The sequence below is a fragment of the Segatella copri genome (assembly GCF_019249765.2).
Lineage (GTDB): Bacteria > Bacteroidota > Bacteroidia > Bacteroidales > Bacteroidaceae > Prevotella > Prevotella copri_K.
On record NZ_CP152484.1, the window covers coordinates 1223769 to 1246776 of the forward strand.

General features: G+C 46.2%; 24 protein-coding genes. 19 read left to right on the forward strand and 5 right to left on the reverse strand.

Annotated features, from left to right (window positions below; all coding sequences use genetic code 11):
- Positions 1 to 4 precede the first annotated feature (4 nt).
- The 3 genes from KUA46_RS05370 (at position 5) to KUA46_RS05380 (ending at position 2025) form a co-directional block, all read left to right on the forward strand.
- A complete protein-coding gene (locus KUA46_RS05370) occupies positions 5 to 688 on the forward strand; it encodes a DUF4468 domain-containing protein (RefSeq protein ID WP_218486594.1) in 684 nt (227 codons plus the stop codon).
- Positions 689 to 709: 21 nt separating this feature from the next.
- Positions 710 to 1039 (forward strand): lipocalin family protein, encoded by a 330-nt coding sequence (locus tag KUA46_RS05375; protein ID WP_218486595.1) that lies wholly within the window; start codon positions 710 to 712, stop codon positions 1037 to 1039.
- A gap of 71 nt (positions 1040 to 1110) precedes the next feature.
- The gene (locus tag KUA46_RS05380) at positions 1111 to 2025 is read left to right on the forward strand and encodes an IS982 family transposase (protein ID WP_218486596.1); all 915 of its coding nucleotides are present in this window, start codon (positions 1111 to 1113) and stop codon (positions 2023 to 2025) included.
- A 233-nt stretch (positions 2026 to 2258) separates the two neighbouring features.
- On the opposite strand, the gene KUA46_RS05385 is transcribed toward KUA46_RS05380, so the two are convergent.
- Positions 2259 to 2855: a M23 family metallopeptidase gene (locus KUA46_RS05385; RefSeq protein WP_218486597.1), complete on the reverse strand. Its 597-nt coding sequence runs from the start codon at positions 2853 to 2855 to the stop codon at positions 2259 to 2261.
- 271 nt (positions 2856 to 3126) lie between these two features.
- Here KUA46_RS05385 and KUA46_RS05390 point away from each other — a divergent pair, with 271 nt between their 5' ends.
- From KUA46_RS05390 to KUA46_RS05465, 16 genes are all read left to right on the forward strand, one after another.
- Positions 3127 to 3879 (forward strand): DUF4099 domain-containing protein, encoded by a 753-nt coding sequence (locus tag KUA46_RS05390; RefSeq protein WP_218486598.1) that lies wholly within the window; start codon positions 3127 to 3129, stop codon positions 3877 to 3879.
- A 31-nt stretch (positions 3880 to 3910) separates the two neighbouring features.
- Positions 3911 to 4120: a hypothetical protein gene (locus tag KUA46_RS05395; protein ID WP_117695413.1), complete on the forward strand. Its 210-nt coding sequence runs from the start codon at positions 3911 to 3913 to the stop codon at positions 4118 to 4120.
- Positions 4121 to 4155: 35 nt separating this feature from the next.
- Positions 4156 to 5793: a hypothetical protein gene (locus tag KUA46_RS05400; RefSeq protein WP_218486599.1), complete on the forward strand. Its 1638-nt coding sequence runs from the start codon at positions 4156 to 4158 to the stop codon at positions 5791 to 5793.
- A gap of 21 nt (positions 5794 to 5814) precedes the next feature.
- Positions 5815 to 7287, forward strand: a complete 1473-nt coding sequence (locus tag KUA46_RS05405; RefSeq protein WP_218486600.1) for a toprim domain-containing protein — start codon at positions 5815 to 5817, stop codon at positions 7285 to 7287.
- 5 nt (positions 7288 to 7292) lie between these two features.
- A complete protein-coding gene (locus KUA46_RS05410) occupies positions 7293 to 7784 on the forward strand; it encodes a PH domain-containing protein (RefSeq protein ID WP_218486601.1) in 492 nt (163 codons plus the stop codon).
- Positions 7765 to 8478, forward strand: coding sequence for a hypothetical protein (locus KUA46_RS05415; protein ID WP_218486602.1), 714 nt, complete (start codon positions 7765 to 7767; stop codon positions 8476 to 8478). Before KUA46_RS05410 ends, KUA46_RS05415 begins: the two co-directional genes overlap by 20 nt.
- 25 nt (positions 8479 to 8503) lie before the next feature.
- Positions 8504 to 9202, forward strand: coding sequence for a hypothetical protein (locus KUA46_RS05420; RefSeq protein WP_218486603.1), 699 nt, complete (start codon positions 8504 to 8506; stop codon positions 9200 to 9202).
- Between the two features lie 63 nt (positions 9203 to 9265).
- A complete protein-coding gene (locus KUA46_RS05425; protein ID WP_218486604.1) occupies positions 9266 to 9943 on the forward strand; it encodes a hypothetical protein in 678 nt (225 codons plus the stop codon).
- A gap of 26 nt (positions 9944 to 9969) precedes the next feature.
- A complete protein-coding gene (locus tag KUA46_RS05430) occupies positions 9970 to 10800 on the forward strand; it encodes a M23 family metallopeptidase (RefSeq protein ID WP_218486605.1) in 831 nt (276 codons plus the stop codon).
- A gap of 23 nt (positions 10801 to 10823) precedes the next feature.
- Positions 10824 to 11105, forward strand: a complete 282-nt coding sequence (locus KUA46_RS05435) for a hypothetical protein (protein ID WP_094880505.1) — start codon at positions 10824 to 10826, stop codon at positions 11103 to 11105.
- Positions 11106 to 11115: 10 nt separating this feature from the next.
- Positions 11116 to 12507, forward strand: a complete 1392-nt coding sequence (locus KUA46_RS05440) for a hypothetical protein (protein WP_218486606.1) — start codon at positions 11116 to 11118, stop codon at positions 12505 to 12507.
- Between the two features lie 12 nt (positions 12508 to 12519).
- Positions 12520 to 12960 (forward strand): DUF4494 domain-containing protein, encoded by a 441-nt coding sequence (locus KUA46_RS05445; protein WP_218486607.1) that lies wholly within the window; start codon positions 12520 to 12522, stop codon positions 12958 to 12960.
- A 19-nt stretch (positions 12961 to 12979) separates the two neighbouring features.
- Positions 12980 to 15427, forward strand: a complete 2448-nt coding sequence (locus KUA46_RS05450) for a zincin-like metallopeptidase domain-containing protein (protein ID WP_218486608.1) — start codon at positions 12980 to 12982, stop codon at positions 15425 to 15427.
- Positions 15428 to 15439: 12 nt separating this feature from the next.
- Positions 15440 to 17032: a glucosaminidase domain-containing protein gene (locus KUA46_RS05455; RefSeq protein WP_218486609.1), complete on the forward strand. Its 1593-nt coding sequence runs from the start codon at positions 15440 to 15442 to the stop codon at positions 17030 to 17032.
- Positions 17033 to 17060: 28 nt separating this feature from the next.
- Positions 17061 to 17675 (forward strand): hypothetical protein, encoded by a 615-nt coding sequence (locus KUA46_RS05460; protein ID WP_218486610.1) that lies wholly within the window; start codon positions 17061 to 17063, stop codon positions 17673 to 17675.
- Positions 17676 to 17684: 9 nt separating this feature from the next.
- On the forward strand, positions 17685 to 19193 hold the full coding sequence (locus KUA46_RS05465; protein ID WP_218486611.1) for a zincin-like metallopeptidase domain-containing protein: 1509 nt from the start codon (positions 17685 to 17687) through the stop codon (positions 19191 to 19193).
- A 354-nt stretch (positions 19194 to 19547) separates the two neighbouring features.
- On the opposite strand, the gene KUA46_RS05470 is transcribed toward KUA46_RS05465, so the two are convergent.
- The 4 genes from KUA46_RS05470 to KUA46_RS05485 all read right to left on the reverse strand — a co-directional run bounded on the left by KUA46_RS05470 (position 19548) and on the right by KUA46_RS05485 (position 22998).
- Positions 19548 to 20552 carry a type II toxin-antitoxin system HipA family toxin gene (locus tag KUA46_RS05470; protein WP_218486612.1) on the reverse strand — a complete coding sequence of 335 codons (1005 nt, stop codon included), beginning with the start codon at positions 20550 to 20552 and terminating at the stop codon, positions 19548 to 19550.
- On the reverse strand, positions 20549 to 20878 hold the full coding sequence (locus KUA46_RS05475) for a HipA N-terminal domain-containing protein (RefSeq protein ID WP_218486613.1): 330 nt from the start codon (positions 20876 to 20878) through the stop codon (positions 20549 to 20551). Before KUA46_RS05475 ends, KUA46_RS05470 begins: the two co-directional genes overlap by 4 nt.
- A gap of 12 nt (positions 20879 to 20890) precedes the next feature.
- Positions 20891 to 21091 carry a helix-turn-helix domain-containing protein gene (locus tag KUA46_RS05480; RefSeq protein ID WP_040553377.1) on the reverse strand — a complete coding sequence of 67 codons (201 nt, stop codon included), beginning with the start codon at positions 21089 to 21091 and terminating at the stop codon, positions 20891 to 20893.
- A 566-nt stretch (positions 21092 to 21657) separates the two neighbouring features.
- On the reverse strand, positions 21658 to 22998 hold the full coding sequence (locus KUA46_RS05485; RefSeq protein WP_218486614.1) for an OmpA family protein: 1341 nt from the start codon (positions 22996 to 22998) through the stop codon (positions 21658 to 21660).
- Between the last annotated feature and the right edge of the window lie 10 nt (positions 22999 to 23008).

The following is a 23008-nucleotide window of genomic DNA, read 5'->3' on the forward strand; positions in this document are numbered from 1 at the left end:
AAAAATGAAAAAGTTTATTTTAGTTGCATTTGCTGCATTATTTGTATGCAGTGCGGTAGATGCTCAAATCCTGCGAGCAGAAGAGTTGGAAAAGTACGCAAAAGAAAAGTATGGAGAGAAATGGGTTGATGCAGCAACTAATCTCGGTACCCAGTTGACATTGGATAAGAACAATGCCATCACCTATACTCAGGTAATCCCTGCTGAAGGCAAGACCAAAGATCAGCTTTATGTGTTGCTTAACTATTGGTTCACCGCAACTTTCAATGATGCGAACTCCGTCATCAAATTGAATGACAAGGAATTGGGAACCATCATCGCACAGGGTTTTGTAGAGAGTATTGCACAACATGCAGGTGGTACTAACTCTTACAACGTTAATTTAAGACCAGTTATCAAGTGTGATATAAAGGACAATAAGGTTCGTGTTACCTATACAGTACCATTCTATTCTGTCAATGTTGCCGTTGGTGGCGGTTGGATGGGTGCAATGGGAGGCACTATCCCTACCCGTTCTGATCAGAATTGGCCACTTGATAAATGTTATCCTTTTGCCAAGAAGGACTCTCACAAGAAGACTTCCTGCAAAGCACTTGTCATGGCTCATGCCTACTCTAATGTTGTAATGGACAAGATTGAGGAGTGCATCAAGAATGGCTTATCTGGTAATGAAAACGACAATTGGTAAATTCAAAATAACAAGAACATTATGAAAAAGTATTTATTTTTCCTTCTTACCCTCGTGGTAGCATCTTTTGCATTCATATCATGCAGCAGTGACGATGATGACAATGGAGACTATGACAAGTCTATGATTGTGGGAACCTGGGAAATGACAGCAGTAAAGACATCGGAGTCTGGTACGTATGTTGACTGGCCTTTCAGAAAGACTTACGCCACATTCAATGCAGACGGTTCATATTACGGCTCCGGATATTTCGGAACAGGTCGAGGAACATGGTCTTTGAAAGGAAACACACTGAATACATATGTTGAAGGTGAACTATTTACCCCAGTTCGGGATAAGAATAGTTCATAAAAAAGTTGGTAGTCTCACAAATATTTTGTACCTTTATAGGTGATTTACAACAAGTTACAAATATATTTGATATGACTACCGATTACAAAGTTACAGAATTATTTTGTATTATAGACGAGTTTTGTAAACATTTTGATGCAGAAAATGCAGGAAACCTACTTGAAGACAATAGCGGAACCAAGCGTAGACGTCGTCAAGCGTCGTTGTCCGACAGTGAAATCATGACCATTCTGTTGTATTTTCATTTTGGTACATTCCGCAATTTTAAGCACTACTACCTGTTCTTCATTAAGGGTACGATGAAGTCGTATTTTCCGAAAGCTGTGTCGTACAACCGCTTTGTGGAGTTGGAAAGCCGCGTGTTCTTCCAGCTCATGTTCTTCCTTAATCTGGGAGCTTTCGGAAGATGTACTGGCATAACATTCGTTGATTCCACGATGATACCCGTATGCCATAATCTCAGGAGATATGCCAATAAGGTATTCAAGGGAATTGCCACTGACGGAAAAGGAACAATGGGTTGGTGCCATGGCTTTAAACTCCACCTTGCGTGTAATGACAGAGGCGAGATAATTGCGTTTGTACTTACTGGCACAAATGTCAGTGATAAGGACCCGAATGTATTCAAGGTTCTTGCTAAACGGTTGTATGGCAAGCTGTTCGCTGACAAAGGCTATATTTCACAGAAGCTGTTTGACTTCCTCTTTGAGGATGGAATACAGCTGGTGACAGGGTTGCGCGTAAACATGAAAAACAAGCTGATGCCGTTCTATGACAGAATGATGCTGCGCAAGAGATACATTATCGAAACAATTAACGACATGCTGAAGAATACGGCACAGATTGTACATTCGCGTCATAGGTCTGTGAACAACTTTGTCATGAACCTCATCTCAGCATTGGGAGCATATTGTTTCTTTGACAACAAGCCAATGGCATTGCAAGGATACTGCATCGAAGACACGAAGCAACTTTCATTGTTCTAAAGACAGAATAATCTCTTTCGATTCTTTATATACAGCCCATGTCTGATGGCATGGGAAGAGAACTCGCGTATCTGTCTTCACATGCAACTAATCGCTATTTTATCCCGAACTGGGGTAACTATTTGCTTCTTACACCATCATTTCTGCGACTTCTACAGTATCAGAAATGAAAATGTCTATTGGTGACGAATCTATTTGGGTAAAATGCAAGAAGCAATAATACCAATCAAGCACTACTTTGTAATGCATTGAACATACTTCAGAAGGATGACAGGGTCAAACACCTTGCCATCCTTTTTTGTTGTCAGGTGCAGATGAGGGCCAGTTGACATTCCGGAACTTCCAGATACCCCAAGCACCTCTCCTGCATTGACAAACATCCCCTTTGATACCCAGGAAGAAGAAAGATGGCAATAGCTGATGGTATAGCCGACAGTTCTGACTGTGACATACTTACCTGAGCGATTGTCATGGCCAACGCCAGTCACTTCTCCAGGAAACATGGAAAACACTTTCTCGTAATGAGCTGCCAGATCCACGCCATTGTGCATGATGGTCTTGTGCTTCACCGGGTGATTACGCATTCCAAACCTTGAATTGATCTGAATGCTTTTCAACGGAAACGAAGCCCGAAGATAAGGAAGAACATCTCGGGAAGAATCTGCCTTCATCACAGAGTCCACAGTGGCAACATGAGTTGTTTCTTGTGGACTCTTCTTTTTAGATATACTATGCTTCTTCACATACCCAATCGTATTGAATTGGGCATGTGAAGGAGTCTTTGTGAACATCATTGTCAGTATCAATATGAGTGTCTTTATTGCTTTCATGTTGCAAAGGTAATCAGACTCAGTTCAATAACACGAAAGAAGTTACCTCTTCCCTATTATATCTAACTTTATTTATGTTTATAGTATGATAATTGAAGAATAATCATACTACTTTCATAACTATCTATAAAACTTTGATGATACTAACGTACATGTTTAACTTCTTCTATATCTACAATGTAACTTTGTTGTCGGTTTGGCTTTAAGCGCAGTCTGAATAAGACTTGTCATAGGTCAGCCACCAAATAAAAAACGAATAAAACAGAAGCAAATGAATTACAATTTCGATGAGAACGAGATGCCTTATGGCATCCTTGAACGTTTCGGACTCACCCAGACAATGATTGACGACTTACCCACCGATGTCCTCCAGAACATCTACAATGGCCGCAAGTCGCCAGTCCTGCCAGTTCATATCACAGCCGATGATGGTGAGGAAGTCAAAGCACGAACCAGATTCAGCCTGGTAAGAACAGCCGAAGGTGGCGTTGACGTGCTTTTCTATCCACAGCTCGATGAGTTGGACTTGAAACTCTTCAACGAGCAGCAGGAGAAGAACCTTGTTGCAGGAAAGCCTATCGTTGGCCATTTGGAGAGCAACGAGGTTGGCAAGGAACTCGGCAGTAAGTGTTTCTTCCAGCTTGATCCAGAAAGCAAGCAGGTGCTCAGTGTTCCAACCCCAGTCATCGGCAGAAACATCCAGTATGTAGCAGACCGCTACCACCTTACTGGCGCAGAGATGCAGAAGTTGCAGAATGGTGACATTCTTACCATCGTAGAGGATGACGAGGAACAATCCATCGGTATCGACCTCAACTCCAACACCGGCATCCGTTTCGCAGCAGGCAACGAACTTGTCTGGAAGAGAGAAGCCAAGCGTGACTGGGATAAGTTCAACTTTGGCATCTTCGGCTGTTGGACTATGGATGAAGATGGCAATCTCGACTACATCCCAGAAGAGAACTATACCGAAGAGATGTGGAACGAACAGAAGAAACTGGGTATGCGCATGATGCAGCGATAACCCAAAGTATTAACCCATAAAACAAGATTTCATGGCAAATGTAAAGTACTATCCAGAAGACGTGCTCGTGGAGAAAGTCCAGAGCGGAGAATATGGCTGGCTTGACTACATCAACCACCACTCCCCTGAATGGCAGGAGGAATACACTGCCTTCTGCAAAGAGAAGGATCTCATTGTCAATGAGGAGTCGGCAGAGGAATTTGTCGATTGGAAGGGCGAGCAGATTGAAGCTGGCGAATAATCACACAGTACAGAAACAATAAACAGCATTAGAATATGTCTATCAGATCAAATGCATTACCAGTAGGCAGAGACCTGGCTCCAGAGCTTCAGGAGATTCTCAGAAAGAATGGTATGCAAGCACATATCATCAGACAAGGAGAAGGTTATCAGTTGGCTGTTCAAGGTCACGATTCCCCTCTGCTGACCTACGCCATCACAGCACAGCAGCACAGGGCCTTGGTTGACTGGGGAGCAAACTCAGCCAACAAGCAAGCCTATAACACCGTGGCAGAACTCGTGAAGAATGATTTCTACATGCCACGTGACTTCGTTCATGCCAGAAATGCCAATGGCCGTGTTGCCATGGGACTCCACGGCTACCGCATAGGCGTTGGCGAATACGGCAGACTTCCCTGGAACAAACGACATGCCCACATGATGATGGATCCATATCACGGAAGATTCCTCGGTTGGACTCCACGTTGTCAGGAAGGATTCCACATGCGCAGAGTTGGAGGAGCCATGTTCATGCAGGGTGCTCCGATCGTACCAGAACGTCCTGATGGCAGAATGAAGCCGGGCGAGTTGCAAAATGGCGGTTATGGCTTCTATTATAAAGGTGGTCAGCAAAACATGGTACAGCAACCTTCGCAGGATGTGTTGGCAGACCTGCAATCAGTCATTACCCCTGTAGTGGTTCGTCCACGTCCCCAGGAACCTGCCAAGCCATACAAAGAACTCATCACCTCCAAGGTCTATTTCAGCAATGACAAATGGCAGGAGTGTCTTTCGTCTCATGGCATTATCGTAGATGCAGCCAACAAGACTCTGACCATCCAGTCCACAGCTGCCAAGCAGGATTTTGTCTATGATCTCACTGAGGATGAGGTGAAGAAGTTGACCAACAATTCCATCAAGCAAGTACCAGTCCAGAACCGTATCGACATCATCAACAATGCCATCAGAAACGATTTCCAGGACAAACTGACGATGGATATGCTCAATTCCAAAGAGCAGATCAGCTTGAAGCTCAGACCAGAGATTGAGGCAGAACTCAACAACCGCCAACAGATGGTGATTGACCAGTCACTCCCATCTAATGGCGACCAGATTACTATTGAGCCAGAAGACCGCAGTGTTGCCCATGTAGATGGCAATAGCCTGTATGAGCAGAACGAAAGCAAGGGATGGTTCCGTGAAGGCAAGCATGGCAGAGAGGTTCAGGTTGATGACATCAAGGTTGAACCAGTGCGTAATGAGCAGGGAGAAATCCAGAAAGATGAGAAAGGCAACGCCAAGTTTCGCATGACAGCCGTCATCAACGGAGAGAGCATCAGCCATGAGATTACCCAAAAGCAGTATGACAAGTTCATGGCTATCGATGACTACCACCGCATGAAACTCTTTTCCCACATCTTCAAGGAGGTGGATATGAAAACCATCCCTGGAGAAGGCAAGAATATCGGGGCTCAGATTGGAGGAGCTCTCCTTGCAGGACTTGCTGTGATGAGCGAACTGGGCAGAGACCGTCCAGCACCGGCAGTATTTGTAGAACACCATCATGACCATGCCCATGGGCCACATGTCTATTTCAAGGGCAGCGTGGATTCACCGCAAGACCTTGCTTCACGAGCCTTCGATGCAGGACTCAATGCAGGAGAACACTGTGTAGGCTTAGGTCATGGCAGATAAACAATAATTCACATTCAAGAGATGACAGACGAACAGACATTTGCAGACTACAGAAGCCGTCTTAACATCAAGGACGTATTGGAGGACGCAGGCTACACGTTTTACAAGCGTGATGGCTTGCGCTATCCTGCGTATGTACGTCTGGGCAGCGACGGAAAAAGAATCAGTGGAGACAAGTACATTGTCATGCCCAACAAAAACTGCTGTTTCCAGCCGCCAATCATCAAGCTCTACTCTGTTACCTCCTTCATCTGGGAACATCCAGACCTTTTCAAGGAGTACAAGTATGGCATCAAGGAATCAGCCCTTGTCCATAAGGTCTGCCAACGCCTGCTTAACATCCCGGTAGAACATCGGAGTCAGGACGTGCATAATCCAACTGTCAGCAGCAAGCCATTTGATATCAATGACTACAAGATTGACCGTTTCAATCCCAAAGACTTCGAGTCACAGAAGCCGTTCTACGCCTTCTTCAAGTCAAGAGGAATTGATTTCGCCACCCGTTGTGCCTTCCATTACAGCTTCTTCCTCGCATCGAAAACAGCAAAAGATGGCAGCACCTATAAGAATCTCTCCTTCCCCATGTACATCCCTGGGCAACCGGACAAATGTGTAGGCTTAGAGGAAAGAGGCTATCCACGAAAGGACGGTTCTGCCCGAAAAGGCATGGCTATCGGCACCAACGCCAGCGAAGGATTATGGATGGCAAGTCCCAAGAATACGGCACTCCAGGATGCCCGTATCGTACTTGTCTTTGAAAGCGCATACGATGCCATGGCATTTTACCAGCTGCAGATGCGCAAGGAATCAGGATTGGACCAGCGTGGACGGCAGGATCTGAAAGCCGGAGTCTATGTCTCTACTGGAGGTAACCCAAGCTATGGGCAGATACAGGGATTGCTGAAAGCAGCACCCCAAGCCACCTTCCACCTTGGCTTTGACAAGGATGTGGCAGGAAAGCAGTTTGTGGCAAACTTCAAGGATATAGCAAGCAAACAGAGTCCTGTAGCTCCAGGAAATGTACCTGCTGAAATGAGGGAGTTCATGGAAAGCTTCGACAAACAGCCGAGAAACATCAAGGAACTGCTAAGTTTCAATGATGAGAACTACAGCTTACTACCCCAAGAACTCAAACAGCTCTACCTAATTTACGATTCTGCAAAAGAAGAGGCATTGGAGTATCACTACTCTCCCTTCTTGTGTAAAGAAGACAAGCAGGAAGCTGCTGACAAGATGAATAAAGCTTTCAAGGACTTCAAGGATGCACTGATACAGAAGCTCAACCTGCACGAAGACCAAGACCTCGTTCCCGTGAAGATTATACGGGAAGAGCCATCGGAAGGCTACAAGGACTTCAACGATGAGCTACTTGACAAGAAACAGTTCTCTATGACCGACGTAGTAGAGACCGCATTTGACGAGAACGGTGTGGACTTAACCATTGAACGGCAAGAAGAGAACGAGGAAACCAAACATCATGGATTTAAACGATAATGAATATGGCAGACCCAATCAGACGATACAACATCATCACCCTACGCCCTCATTGGGCGCAGTATATCATCTCGCAAGGGATGTCGTTCATCATCAGCTGTGCCCTGTTCCTTGTTGCCGGTCACGAAAGCATCACCTACAAGATGCCTTTCGTGGTACTTGGAGGTGTGATGACCTGCATCATGCTCTATAGATGCTTATATCTCTACAAACTCAGATACATCATCACCTCTGAGCAGCTCATCATCCAGCATGGAGTACTGACCAGAACCAGTGACTACATCGAGCTGTACCGAGTGATAGATTTCAGCGAGAACCGTGACATCCTGGAACAGTTGTTCGGCTTAAAGACAGTATGGATATTCAGCGGAGACCGCTCCAATCCCAAACTGGACATCTACGGTGTGAAAGAAAGGTTGGACGTGGTGAGAATCATCCGTGAACGTGTAGAATACAACAAAAAGAGAAAAGGCATATATGAAATTACCAACAGATAACAGAAGAAGCAAGGTTGTTGCAACCATTACCTTGGCGTTAATGCTGCTGCCTACTATAGCTCATGCTCAGGTTGCCTCCAGCAATCCATTGGAGTATGTTGCCTTGGCTGAGGGAAACGAACGTATCAACGGTCAAATCAAGAGCCAGATAGAAGACCAGCAGAAGACTGCATTCCTGCAGAACACCATCGCAGCCGAGTTCTCGCAGATTCACAAATGGGAAAAGAAGTACAACAGCTATTTGAAAACGGCATCGGGTTATGCTTCCACGTTGAAAGCCTGCACCTCGCTCTATGATGACGGTGTGAGGATCTTCATCAACTTGTGCAATCTGAAGAAGGCCATAGCAAGCAACCCACAGGGCATTGTGGCGACAGCGAGCATGAACAATCTCTATATCGAGACGGCCACAGAGCTCGTCACGATATATACCACTTTAAAGGATGCCATAGCCAAAGGTGGCAATGAGAATATGCTCACTGGTGCAGAACGAAGCAAAACCCTCTGGGAACTGAACGACCGTCTGGCACAGTTCAACAAGAAGCTGTCAAGGCTATGTCTAAGCATCAGATACTACACCATGGCCGATGTCTGGAACAATGTCACGGCAGGAATGCTCGACCGGAGCAATGCCGAAATAGCCAGTCAAGCCCTTGGCAGATGGCGCAGATGCGCCAGAGTTGTAACACCATAAGAAAGATTATTTGAGGATAACATTTATGAAACGTCTCTATGCTCTCATATTACTTCTCTTTTCTCTCATTCTTCCCTTTGATGGGCAGGATGGGAGTTTTCTCCGTGCCCAGGGCAATGACCCTGTCCTGGCAGGTATGATATTCCAATATACCGACAAAGCCAAGAAAGAGTTGAAGCAGCAGGAACAGATGATGCAACTTGTTTCTACAGGCCATATATGGATCAAGGAAGAGGTAGAAGGTACAACCAAGCTACAGAAGGAGTTCAATAACTATCTTGACCGGTTCAACAGCATCATCAGCTATGCAGCTCAGATCTATGGTTTCTATCATGAGATAGACCGACTCGTTGGACAGCTCGGCACTTACAGCCACCAGCTCAGCCATCAGACGACCAATGCTCTGGCCGTAGCTCTATCGGCAAATAGAAATAAGCTCTATCGGGAACTTGTCATGAGCAGTGTCGAGATAGTCAATGACGTTAGGCAGGTATGCCTCTCTAATAGCAAGATGACAGAGAAGCAGCGACTGGAGATAGTCTTTGGCATACGACCGAAACTCAAACTGATGAACCAGAAACTCAAACGGTTGATACGGGCAGTGAAATATACCAGACTGTCAGACGTATGGGCAGAAATAGACTATGGAGCCAGGAGTGAAGTTGACAAGCCTACCATTGTACAGCGATGCAAAGAACGATGGCGAAGGAATGCAAGACAATGAAGTAAAGGTTCAATATATTCGGTTAACAAACAATAGTACAATAATTTAGAAATAAAAAGCATTATGGGTTGGGGTTCATTTTTAAAATCAACCCTCCGATTGGGAGGAAGGATGACCAGTGCAACTGCACACACTGTGGGCAGTGCTGTGCTTCATCCTCAGCAGACATTGAAAGGCGTAGGTACTGCCACTAAAAGCGCAGTAGTCGGAGGAAGTCTCGGTTACATTGGTTGGGAGAAGCTCACCACGGACAAAAGCGTTGTTGGCATTGTCAGCGATGCCGTCATAGGAGAAGACACCACCAAGAAGATTGGCGACACCGTATCTGGGATTGGCGATGGCGTGAAAGACTTGAAAGACTCTGTTACAGGACTCTCTGACAATGTTAATGGGGCTATCAGCAGCGTGGATTCCAAGTGGAGCGGGATGTCTGGCTTCCTTAGAGCCATGTTCTCTGGTCATGGTGGTGACATGTTCGGAAACTTCTTCAGCAACATCGGCAAAGGCAACGTTTCAGGTCTCAGCCTTGTAGGACTTGTGGTCTCTGCCCTCCTCGTCTTCGGTCGCTTCGGATGGTTAGGCAAGATAGCTGGAGCCGTTCTCGGAATGATGATGATAGGCAACAATGCCAATCTAAGCAGCCTACTTGGTGGCAACAGTGGCCGTAAGGCAAGCAACCACAAGGAAGAAGAAAAGCAGCAAGAAGTAGAACAAACCAATACTGTAAGCAGACGAAGATAACAAACACTATAATAAAGTATTATACAATGCACTATACACAAGAAATGATACTGCATTCCGACAGTGGCTATTGCATGCCATTCGAGGAAAGAAACGGAGAAGTGACCATGTCCCTGGGCTACGGCAAACAGAAGCATCCGCACACTGGAGAGTCATTTTTCCATCATGGAGTTGACTTCAAGGTCAGGAACTATCTGCTGTCTGCTGTAGCTACCGGCAAGGTGACAGGTCTGGGCAACGATGCCATTCATGGCATCTACCAGATTACCAGATACGGTGACTATGAAGTGACCTATGCCCACCTGAGCAACGTGTTTGCCAACTACGGCAAAGAGGTAAAGGCAGGGCAAGTCATCGCCGTCAGTGCCAAGTCCCTCCATGTAGAAGTCAAATACAAGGGCGAAGAACTCAATCCACTGGAGTTCCTCACCATGATCTATAGCAATCTGAAAGTGATGGAACAGAACGGCAAGCCAGGTGCTGCACCTCAGTTCGTTACCCTTGACATGGATGTTCATACCATGTATGACAAAGACCAGAAGGAGATTGAAGACCTCATGATGCGCTTCTTCCCCGACTACATGAGCGACATGAGCCAAGGCATCTATGCCCTACCAGAGCATACAGAACTTGCACTTCGCAACATCTTCACCATGTCGGCCATGAAGAATTACTTCTATGAAACTCTGCCTTCCATGGCGAATCCATTGGGAATGGGATCTAGAAGCATTCCAATAGCCGAGCGAGTACAGAACCTCCTCATTGGAGATTTCCTCAACTATCTCGCCTTGCGCCATCAGATCTTTCTGTCGAGCATGAGCGCCATCGAAAAAAAAAAGCACAAGACCGGGCAATAGCGACAAGCGGAATAGTTGACCCACTGGCAGAACTGGACATCGATGTTCAAAGCTTCGACATTCCACGCCTGGTGAGCGTCTATCCCGATAAATCGGGAATCAGATGGTGGACTAAGGCTTGGTTCAACAACAGCGAGAAAGGCGAAGCAGCTATTGAGATAGAAAGAAATCTGGCCATCAAGTTCATCAACGACAACATCGAGAAGGACGAATGGCTGGAAGAATATTTCCCGAAACAGATGGAAGTCTATCACAACGCCATCGAACAGACCAGGGAACAAATCCTCAACCAATTAAACTTGTAAACATAAAGCTATGGTAGAGTCAAAACAGGATAAGATATTCAATACTAAGGTCATACCGATAATGAATAAAGTTCGGAATGACCTGCAGAACAAGCTTGCAGACGAGTTGCGGTCAAACTCCAATTCGTTTGCAGGTCTGATGGCAGCAGCAGCTGGACCTGACGGTGGTATGGCATCCATGCAGGCGCAAAATGACACTCTCAAATACACAGGCAAATGGACATCCAAAACCACGGAAGACTATATTGCGATGGTCAAGAAAGAGTTGAAGCGACAGCATATCACGGTCAATGCTTCCATGGAACAGAAGATGATCGACAAGATGATAAAGGACAAAATACCGAAATCATCCATCGACTACATCATGCGAAAGGCTGCCACCAGTACCATCTTCTACCTACCGCAGGAAGTCGCAAAATCGCCATTGGAGCACAAGATTGACTCGGAGGCAGAGAAGCGGTATAAGCCATCGGTCTGGGAAAAGAACGCTGGTATAGCCCTTGGCTCTGTAACCGACCTTGCCTGTATGGGAGGATTGGGAGGTGGCTTGAAGACTGCCGCCACATGGATTGGAAGCGACATGCTCGTCACCCATGTTAGTGACAAACTCAATGACCGTTCCGATGTTCCCATGATCATTGCACCGGGAAAGGAGGATGAATACAGACGAACGCAGCAGGAAAAGAAGAAACAAGCGGAGCAGAAACCGCAGAACAAGCCACAATCTGAGGAAGGAGCACAGCAGGCAAAACCAACAGAAGGAGTGAACCAATCTGAAGGTGAAGCCAATAACACGCAGCCCGAACAGACTAACATGAACGGTTGGCAAGGGCTTCTCACATCATTCGGCCTCAACGGTATCAGTGACATAGGCCATAATCTTGGATATGTATTGGCCATGCTTCCTGATATGCTCGTCGGCATGTTCACCGGTAAGATCAAGTCCATCAATATCAAGGACAACATGATGCCTATTGCAAGCATTGTTGCAGGTATGTTTGTCAAGAACCCGATTCTCAAAATGGTGCTCATTGGCATGGGAGGCATGAATCTTCTCAATAAGGCAGGACATGAAGCCTTGGACAACTTCAAGGCACAGGATCATCCGCAACAAGCTGGTGGCAGAGTCAACTATCGTATCTATCCCGAAGAGCCTCTGAATGCACGCATCCAGAATCCGGAGATAAGAGCCAACTGCCTGATTGCAACCATTGACAGAGTGCCCTGCACCATAGCCCTTCCAGAAAAAGTTGTGGATGCCTACCGTCAAGGAGCGCTGCCTCTCAACACCCTTGTCAATGCGGTATTGACCAAGAACGACCAGATGCGACAGATAGCATCCGAGAAATACGAGGCTGGCGAACGACAGACAGTCATCGAGAGACCACTTGCTCAAAGATAACATAGAACAAAGATGAAAAGATACTGGTATAAATTCCGTGTCAAATACGGTAAAGCCCTTGACACCGGAAAGAATAAGAAAGTCAGTGAAGAATACCTGGTAGATGCCGAGAGCTTCACCGAGACAGAGAAACGTGCCACCAAAGCTGCTACAGAGCTTATCGGTACCAGAGACTTCGACATCACGGCCATCTCACGTGAACCTATCACGGAGATTCTGAAAGAAGACGAGAATGAAGGCAGCCACTGGTACAAGACCGTCGTCTCCCCTGTCACTGAGGATGAAGACACTGGCGTAAAGAAGTTCTCACCACAGACCATCTACGTCAATGCTCCTTCGACAAAGGAAGCAGACCGCATGCTACGTCAGCACATGAGCAGCAGTGTGACAGAGTGGGAAATCAAATCCATAGCCGAGACCAAGGTTCTTGGTGTTCTTGGCTATAAGCAATGATCACAAAAACATCATATCCATGACAGAAAAGAATCAGCAAGAAAAGATGGCAGCAGAACGTCAGGTGGAACTGTTCACCAAGGCGTTCGGGAAAGCCAAGGAAGATAATGGCATTTGGCTGGACAACAATGGTCGCAAGGCTCCTGGACTCTACCAGAAGCATTTGCAGGTATCAGCCTTCAATGCCATCATCTTAGGAATGCACGCCGCTCAAAACGGCTACAAGACCAACCAATATACGCTTTTTTCGGAAGCGAAGAAACGTGGCGAGTCTGTTCAATCAAAAGAGAAAGGAGTACCATTCCTCTGGTACAACTGGAACGAGTATGTCAACAAGCACAACCCTGAGGACAAAATCAGCCGTGCAGACTACCAGGCTCTCCCTTCAGACAAGCAAGCAGATTACAAAGGTATCAGAAGCCGTGAAGTAAGAGCCTTGTTCAATATCGAGCAGACTACCCTACCCATGGTTGACAAGACCGCCTTTGAAGCAACAGTCCAGGAATATGGCAGGTTGAACGACCGAAAGGATGTAGAGTCAGCCTCCACAGCCATTCGCAACAGTGTAGAAGAACTTCTGGAGAAGGCACGTAAGAACATGGTCGAAATCCGCAGTGACTCTACAGGTGTGGCACATTACGACAGCAAGAAAGACATTGTCTTCCTGCCCAAGGCATCTTCATACGAACACTATGAGGATTATGCCCGTGATGCAGTATCGCTACTTGTTACAGCCACTGGGCATGGGCAACGACTGGCTCGTGAAGGTATGGTAACGAAGAACGGAAAGGTCTCTGCAGAGGATGCCATGAAGCAGGAGCGTCTGGTCACAGAGGTTGCTACAGCCGTAAAGCTTCAGGAATTGGGAATCTCAGCCAAGCTCTCCCCGGAAAGCATGGCTATGACCGATTATTGGTCAAGAGAACTGAAAGAGAACCCATGTCTCATTGATATACTGGAGAGAGATGTCAACAATGCCGTGGATATGCTCCACAAGGCAGAACGTGGCGAAAAGGTTGAATTGAACAGCAAGACTGCCAGAAACCAGGCAGATGCCATCAAGAGCATCCTTCCAAAGCACTACTATGTGGCTGACGAGATCAAGACCCTTCCCAACAAGTCCACCAAGGAGTTTGTCCTCGTAAAGGACGCAGAGGGTAAGATGGCTGACGTGGTACTTCCGGAAGGTGCATCCTTAGGTATGGATAACGACATCCCTGGCATGAAGAAAGGACGTATCGAGCATGCCCTACAGAAGGAAGGATATGAAACTGTCACCTTCTACAATGTTGATGGTTCCATGGGCTACCGTCCTGACGACAGTTTCTTTGACGGCAAGGCAGTCTCTGTTGCCAGACTCAACAACTGGAGCCTGGAGACCATCACCCTGCTTGATGTCTCAGATGCAGTGAAACGCTCTGGAGCCGTGGACTTCGACAAGATCCTGATGCTGCGTGACGATGAAGGCAAGTGGGCTCTCTATCTGAAACCTGAGAATGAAAAGGCTTTCAGCGTATATCCAGACAAGGCCGATGTCAACCTGTTCTTCACCACAGTAAAGCAAGGAGACGAGGAGCTTTCAGACACTATGCGTCAGGACATGGCACAGAAATACTACATGGAAGCTTCCAATAAGCCGGAAATAAAGGTTGACCTTTTCAAGAGCAACGTTCCTGCCGAAGAAGTGGACAAAATCCAACGTGTCAACATCTTCAAGACCAAAGAGACGGACAATCAGCCGAGTGTCATCCTCTGTATGCCTACAGTGAATGGTGAAAAGCTCAAACCTCGTGAGATTTCACCATCCCAGTGGCAACGTATGTGGCTCGCCGAGAACATGCAGGATTACAAGAAACACCTTGCTGCCAGTCTTTTTGCCGATGTACTGCGCAAAGACCGGACCGATGCGGTAGCTGTAGGCACTGAAAAATCGGAGCAGGAAGCCCAGAGCAATGAGGTAAAGCAGAACACCGTTCAGCAAGAGGAAGACAAGGCTACGGAGGAACAGGAAGAGGAAACTACAGAAAAGAAAGAGCAGAAGCAGAAGGAAGAAAAGGCAAAGGAAGAGAAGACGAAGGCTGAGACAAAGGCTGCCGTTGTAGCAATGACTCCGATGTTAAAGCAATTCTACGAGCTAAAAGGTAAACATCCTGATGCTGTGTTACTTTTCCGTTGTGGAGACTTCTACGAGACCTATAGCCAGGATGCAGAGAAAGCTTCAAAAATCCTGGGCATCACACTCACCAAGAGTTCCCATACCAAGGATGCTGACGGCAAGCCTCTGTCCATGGCTGGTTTCCCATATCATGCTCTCGACACCTATCTGCCGAAACTCATCCGTGCAGGAGAACGGGTTGCCATCTGCGACCAGTTGGAAGCCCCCAAACGTGCTACTGAGGAAATTTCTCCCTCCAAGGTAGAGAGTCCTCAGCAGGAACAGAACAATTCTTCAGGAATACACAGATAATATGTAATCATCATGTCAAGGAATCAAGAATATGTAGAACAATATGCAGAGTATGCCATGGAGCAGATGCGCCGATATGGCATACCTGCTTCTGTCACCCTTGCACAAGGTATCTGCGAGAGTGCAAGCGGACAGAGCGAGTTGTCCCGAAAGGGAAACAATCATTTCGGTATCAAGGCAACTTCCGGTTGGGTTCAGAACGGAGGCAAGTACCTCGTATATACCGACGACCGTCCCAACGAGAAGTTCTGTCAATACGCTTCTGTTGGCGACTCATATGAGCATCATTCCCAGTTTCTGAAGGGAAACAAGAGGTACAGCGCACTCTTCAAGCTATCCCCCGATGACTACAAGGGATGGACAAACGGACTGCAGAACTCCGGTTATGCCTCCAACAAGAAGTACGCTTCAAGTCTTCAAAGCATCATCGAGAAGAACAACCTGCAGAAGTATGACCAGATGGTCATGAAGGAAATGAAATCGCAAGGCAAATCCTTCGGTACCGAAGCCAATCCTCGTCAGCAAAGAGAACAAAGCAGCCAGAAAACGAGTGTTTCAAAGCCTACTGAGAGCGAAAAGTATTCCTATCCCTTGAAGAGAAACGAGTTTATGCTCGTCACCTCACCCTTCGGAATGAGGAAAGATCCGCTCAATCCTGCCAACACGCAAATGCACAAGGGCATCGACATTCAAGCCAAGCATGACAATGTACTGGCAACGGAAGACAAGGGCAAGGTCACTCAGGTCAATAACAATCCAAATACTGCAGGTGGTCTGTCTGTAACTGTAGAATACAACAGAAATGACGGCAGCAAGTATCAATGTACCTACATGCACCTGAGCAGCATTGCCGTCAAGATAGGCGACTCTGTAAATGCCGGTCAGCGATTGGGCGTGACTGGCAATACAGGAACCAGAACCACTGGTGAGCATCTGCATTTTGGGGTGAAAAGCATCTCTGCGGATGGCAAGGCACGGGATATAGACCCAGCGGCATATCTTGCAGAAATCTCTCAAAAGGGAAACATCCAGTTGCAGACTCTCCACAACGGCAAGGACATCACCGCTCAGTACAAGGTTAGCAATCCTGCCTCACAAGGCGAAGTGACTGACACGGCACAAAGTCCTGAAGACTGGATGAAGAAGCTTCTGTCATCAGAGGACAGCGGAGTGAAAATGCCAGGCGATGACCCTGTCATTGAGATGGCTATGACCATGTTCACCTCTCTCATGGCACTTGCCCTGCAGATAGACAACAAGAGCGAAGAAGAGAAAATGCAAAAAGTGACCGACTCGGTTGTCAGCAAGAGCATCGACCTCTCCTCGCTCCTTCCCTCTTATAAAGCCTGTTCCGTGAACATTCAGGATGGAAAGCCTTATCTCCATGTAGATAACGGAACCGTCCAGTTTACAAGAGAAATGACCCAGGCAGAAATGACAAAGCTCCAGCAGACGCTCGGCAATGCCAATCTGAGCGATGAAGACAAGCGAAGAGGTGTTGCCTCTATCATCCAGGCAGCGACAGTTTCTCAGCAGATGTCACAGAACTATCAGAAAGGCGTTGACAATCAGCAGGACAGACAGGAATCTGTTCAAATCAAATAATGAAGTAAAACAATAAGCCAAGTTTATTATGATTAAATGTAATGTAACCGTATGCGGCACGGTGTGTCGCCAGGCACAGATGCGTGCCAACAAGGAAGGTAAGCAGTTTATCTCTTTTGGAATCAGCGTAGTGGTTCAAGCCAAGACCGGTATCAACAAGACTGTAGAAATCAGCGTGGCCAAGGATGGTGACAACCAGGCTGAACTGGTCAACTATCCAGTAGGTTCCCGTATCGAGGTGACAGGAGTTCTCCAATTCCATAAGAAAGGCGATGCGCTTTACCTCAATCTCTCGGCTTCGGGAGTGAATACCTTCAATGCAGGAAGCCAGGACGCAATCACCGGCACCATCGAGTTCAGAGGAACTATCGGTAAGCAGGTTGATGTGAAGACCGACAAGAAGGGCAAGCCTTATACCCTATTCTCTGCCTACAGCAGCGAGAAAGACGGTGACAACTATGCCTACACCTGGATTCGTTTCATGCAGTTCGACACCACAAAGGCAGACTGGGTACAGGCAAAGGCAGGCATCAATGCCAAGGGTGATTTGCAGGTGGGAGCCTACAACGACCGCCTCGACCTCACTTGCCGTATCACCGAGCTTACTCCATGGGATAAGAAAGCAGCATCCACCAACCAATAATGAATAATTATGGCTGATTACAAGAAATATAATACAGATGGCCGTAGCAGTGAAGACCGGGCTTTGGACAAGTTTGCCGAGATGATGATTGAGAAAATCAATACCTTACAGAACGACTGGAAGAAGCCTTGGTTCACTGAAGGTTCCCTGACATGGCCAAAGAACCTGTCGGGGCGTGAGTATAACGGCATGAATGCCCTGATGCTCATGATGCACTGTGAGAAGCAGGGTTATAAGTTGCCTGTGTTCTGCACCTTCGACAGAGTGGCCGGTCTGAACTTCAATAAGGACAAGCAAGGAAGAAGACAGCAGGTGAAGGACAACAACGGAGAAGCTTTGCCTCAGGTGACAATCCTCAAAGGCGAAAAGAGTTTCCCGGTTTTCATCACAACTTTCACCGTTGTGAACAAGGAGACAAGAGAGAAAATCAAATACGATGACTACCGCCTGATGTCCGAGGAGCGACGCAAGGAGTATAACGTATATCCTAAATTGCAGGTTTACAATGTGTTTAATGTGGCGCAGACCAACTTGCAGGAGGCTCGTCCGGAACTCTATAAGAAGCTGGAGGCAGCTGCAGGAGTGAACCGACCTTTGAATCAGGGTGATGACTTCTCTTTCCCTGCCATGGATAAGATGATCAAGGAAAACGGATGGATCTGTCCTATCAAGCCTGTCTATGGTGACAATGCCTACTACAGCATTTCGAAGAATGAGATTGTCATTCCTGAGAAACGCCAGTTCAAGGATGGAGAGTCCTTCTACACCAATCTCGGACATGAGATGGCTCACTCTACGGGGTCAGAGAACCATTTGGGCAGATTGAAGCCTGCATCTTTCGGAAGCGCAGAATATGCCCGTGAGGAACTAGTTGCCGAACTGAGTGCCGCCCTGGTGGCCCAGCGTTTTGGTATGACCAAGCACTTGAAGGAAGACAGTGCCAGTTATCTGAAAAACTGGTTGGACAGTTTGAAAGAATCACCTGAGTTTATCAAGACTACGCTTACCGATGTGAAGAAAGCTTCTCACATGATCAACCAGCATATCGATGCCATGCAGCTGAAAATAGACCAGGAGCAAAGTCAAGAGGCTGAGCAGAAGCAAGAGATAGCTCCAACGATGTATTACGCTTCAGTGGCGTATCTCCAGACTACCGATGCTACAGACCGTCTCGACAAGTTCAAAAATGACGGCAACTACGATGCACTCCTTACTGAGGCTAAGGAATACGACCAAGGTGATGCTCCTGACCTCTCCAAAATCAATCTCTCTCCAACTAAATACCGTGGCGATGATCTCCTTGTTGAGGATGAGCATTATGCTGTGGTATATAATCCGACTGTTGGAGGCACATACGATGTGATGCGCAAGGTAAGCGCAGAGGAAATCAAGGATAACATCATCCGCTATGGTCTCCCAGAAGATGCAACGGACGACGTAAAGGAAGTTGCCAAGCAAATGGAAAAAGAAGAGGTTGTTGCTCAGGAAGAAGAGCAACATTACCATCGAGGACGATAATTCATCCCATTCAATTAAAGACAGTCACTTTGTTGGCTGTCTTTTTTGATGCAATAAATATGGGGATTTACTTTTCAAGCAGTATTGTAAGAACAGCAATAAAAACGAATGCGCTCTAACCGAATCTATAAAATGTCACTCAATGTCCCTCAAGATGTCCCCCAAGGTGTCCCTCAAGGTGTCACCCAAGATGTCACCCAATAACACGTTTTATACAGATATGACCAACATATAATAGTTTTAATTCAATAGCGTCCGCACTGCGGACGCTATTGTCAGTTGGGCTACCTAAACCTTTTCTTGGCTCAGGGGAGATAGTCCGTGGATAGACACCTCTCCTAACCAAAATATTTCTCATTCAGATTTACGATTGAATCGCTGAATTCGTTCTTTGACTATTCGTAAATAGGTACGTTTCATCTTGTCTGTCAAAAAAGACTTGTTGACCAAATGTTCTGCTTCGTCAGGCAAGACAGAAAAAGAGTCAAGAATCATTTCTATACGCTTCTTCTTCAAACCGATAAGTTCTCCGAATCTCTCAAAGTCCAGACGGCATGGATGTCCTGTTCGCTCATACACATCACTTTTCTCCAGAGTCAAGGAAAGCCCTCCATTCAACCCCAGATCATCGCCCTCGATATGGAGACAGGTGTTCATCAGGTCATAGGCGGGAGCAAGCTGGTAATGCTCGCCAATTCTCATGATGGAGAAGTTTTTCAGATGGTCGTCGCCATTGCCGTAGATGTAATTGAATACAACTAACTTAAAGAAACGTTCCATGGCTATCATCCAGGCAGGAATAAATCGCTTTATTGCACAGGCAATATCCTCGAAGCATCCATCATATTTGAAATAAGTACCTTGCTCGGCTTCATTCTTACCAACCAGAGAAGCGAAATCCTCCATGTGATATTTGCTTCCATCCTTAGCTATGTCAAATCTCTTGGTAATATATACCATATCTCCATGAGGGGTAAAGCAAAGACCGTTTTCTGCAGTAATGATACCATATACTTGTGAAGCTATTTGCATGGTAAGATGCTCATTGGCAGGAATCTGCTTCCTGGTATAGAGCGTGTTGTCCCAAGGTGCTGGCTTCAGTATATAGCGAGAGCGTTCATCTGTCTGCGAGATTCTGATGATTCCATTTTCTATCACTGCAGGAAATTTCTCCTGAGCTCCAGAAACAGAGATACGTCTCATGGCTATCATAGTCTCTGATGTCTTACTGATTTCATCTATTTCAAAATCAAGCAAATGCGACACTTTCTGACCATCAAACAGTTTTTTGCAAGCTGTAGGAGAGTAAGTGGAAAAACCATCTGCAAGGGTGGATGGGCAATGATTTAATTCTTTCATGATTCTACTTCTTTTACAGTTATTGCTCCTATCGTATCATGGGTTGCTATCTTCAGAAGAAGTCCAAAGAAATCCTTCTCATCCAATCGCCAACTTCTGCAGACAATCTTTCTGTTTGCTCCTTCTGGAAGCATATTGGTAAAAACCGGGAATAGATAATCAGACTGATAAGGCTCTTCTCTGAAAGGCATGGTAAGTGAGACAGGATCGTGGGTCTTATCCATCATATACTGCTTGTCGTATGTGAAGGTATAACCTCTGCCAGGAGTAGCTTCCTCTAAGAGTCCTGCCTCTTTGTCGTGACAATAAACGATAGCTTTTCTCATATCCTACTATATTTAAACTGTTTGACGAATCTCATATTTAACCTCCATGCCAAGGATATCCATGATTTTTTCAACCGTCGAAAGGGATGGGTTGCCTTTGCCGCTCTCTATTTTCTTGATGGTTGAAATGGCTATCTCAGACATGTCTGCGAGGTCTTGCTGGGTAATCCCCAAGGCCTTACGCTGCAATTTCATTACTTCTTGAATTTTCATATCAAGTAGTGTATTATATTGTACTTTTCGTGCAAAGATAAGAAATATTTTTGGATTTAACAAGGAAAAGTATCATATAATGTTCTTTTTATGAAAAATTATAATTTCATGAGATTTCATTTTGGTAAGGAGAGGTGTCACTTGCAAAGTGAGGTTAAGATGGAGTAAAGTGAGGTTAAGATGGAGTAAAGTGAGGTTAAGATGGAGTAAAGTGAGGTTAAGATGAGATAAAGTGAGGTTAAGGTGAGGTAAATTGAGGTAAAGGTGAGGTTAAGTGAGGTTAAGGTGAGGTAAAGAGAAATGATGTAATGGCACTCAAAGTGGCACCCAAGATACCCAAGCTGATACTGAAGATGATACTCAAATGATACCCAAGAATAAATTACTGACATCCAGTACAATTCCGTATCTTCCTAAAACAAAATTAGGGAGTTTACTCATCACGAGCAAACTCCCCTTGGTGTATGAGAGAAGAATTTTAGTGCTTTTACTCAAAAGCTACATTCAGTATATATTATGTATATATGTGTACATGTATTCACGTATTCATGAATACACGTTTCAGCCTATTTCAGCAAGACAACGGTTGTGAAGCGGTTTGCCTCATTCGCCGCATATTTGTCTATTCCGCCTAAGTTGTAGGCTTTAATCTGGCTCTTATCTACACCTCGCTTGATGAGAGCCTTGGCTATAAACTTGGCACGCCGCTTACCTAAATCCTGGTTGCCGGACTGAGTACCGGTAGCACTATCGGCTGCACCGGATATTTTAATCTTCAGATTTTCCTGCTTGGCCATCTTCGCAATGTCATCGAGGTTCACGAGCTGAGACTTGTCAACCAATTTATCAGTGTTGAGCTTGAAGAAGAAATACACCGGAACACCAATGCTTACTTTCAGGTGGTCAGAAGATGAAAGGGAATCTGAGCGATAGCCATCAGCATGACCAGCCATATTGCCATCACCGCTGCCCATTGCACCCTGCTTACTGTTGCCATTCATCGAGAGTCGGGCACGGAGGGAGTTGAGACCGCTGTAGCTGTTTTTCGGATAGACGGTCTTGCCATCATCATTTCCTGCAAGTCGCTTTTCCAGATGAGCATTCCTATCCCTCATGTAGGCTATGTAGTCCTGGAGGGCGAGATTCTGCTCGATGTAAGGAGTTGCATCCACTACTCTCTTCCATCCCGTCTTGCCTATCGTGAAGGAAAGACCGGCTGATACGGAAATCATGTTGTCGCCGAACTTGGTTGAAGTTCCGATGCCGTCAAAGTTCCTGGCGGTCAGCATTCCACTCACCTCTCCTACAAGATGAACCCGGTCGCTGATGCGGTAACGGGCTTCCACACCATAGGTGAAGGCAAACGGATGACTGCCACTTGAACCGCCCTGGCAGGTACAGTTGTTGATCCAGTCGGAATTATGAATCATGCCGACTCCTACGAAGGGAATCACATCCCAAAGAGGGATTCCGCTTTCGTTCTGACGGATGCCGGACGTGATGTTGTACAGAAAGTCTGCATGGACAAACTGATACTTCATCGTTTGGAACTCTGCGTTCTTGAAGCTGAGTCCCTGAAATCCTATTCGTCCACCGATTGCGGGCGTGAACCATTTGCCGACTCCTATCTGCAAGAGAGGAGTGACACGGTCGAACACGTCACCGCAACCAATGGGCGTCCCAAGAAAAGCTGAAGCTCCGCCCTTTGCTTCTATAAACCAATTTCTACCCCAGTTGGCTGCTTCGCTTACATGCTTGAGATATGTAGGATTTACAGGCATGAGCATCTGCTCCTGACTGTATGATTTCTGGATATAAAGACTGTCAGAACTCTGTCTGGCAGTTTGCGCCGAAGCTGTCATTACAGCCAGGCACATCATTGCTATTGATAATATTTTCTTTCTCATGTTGTTGTCT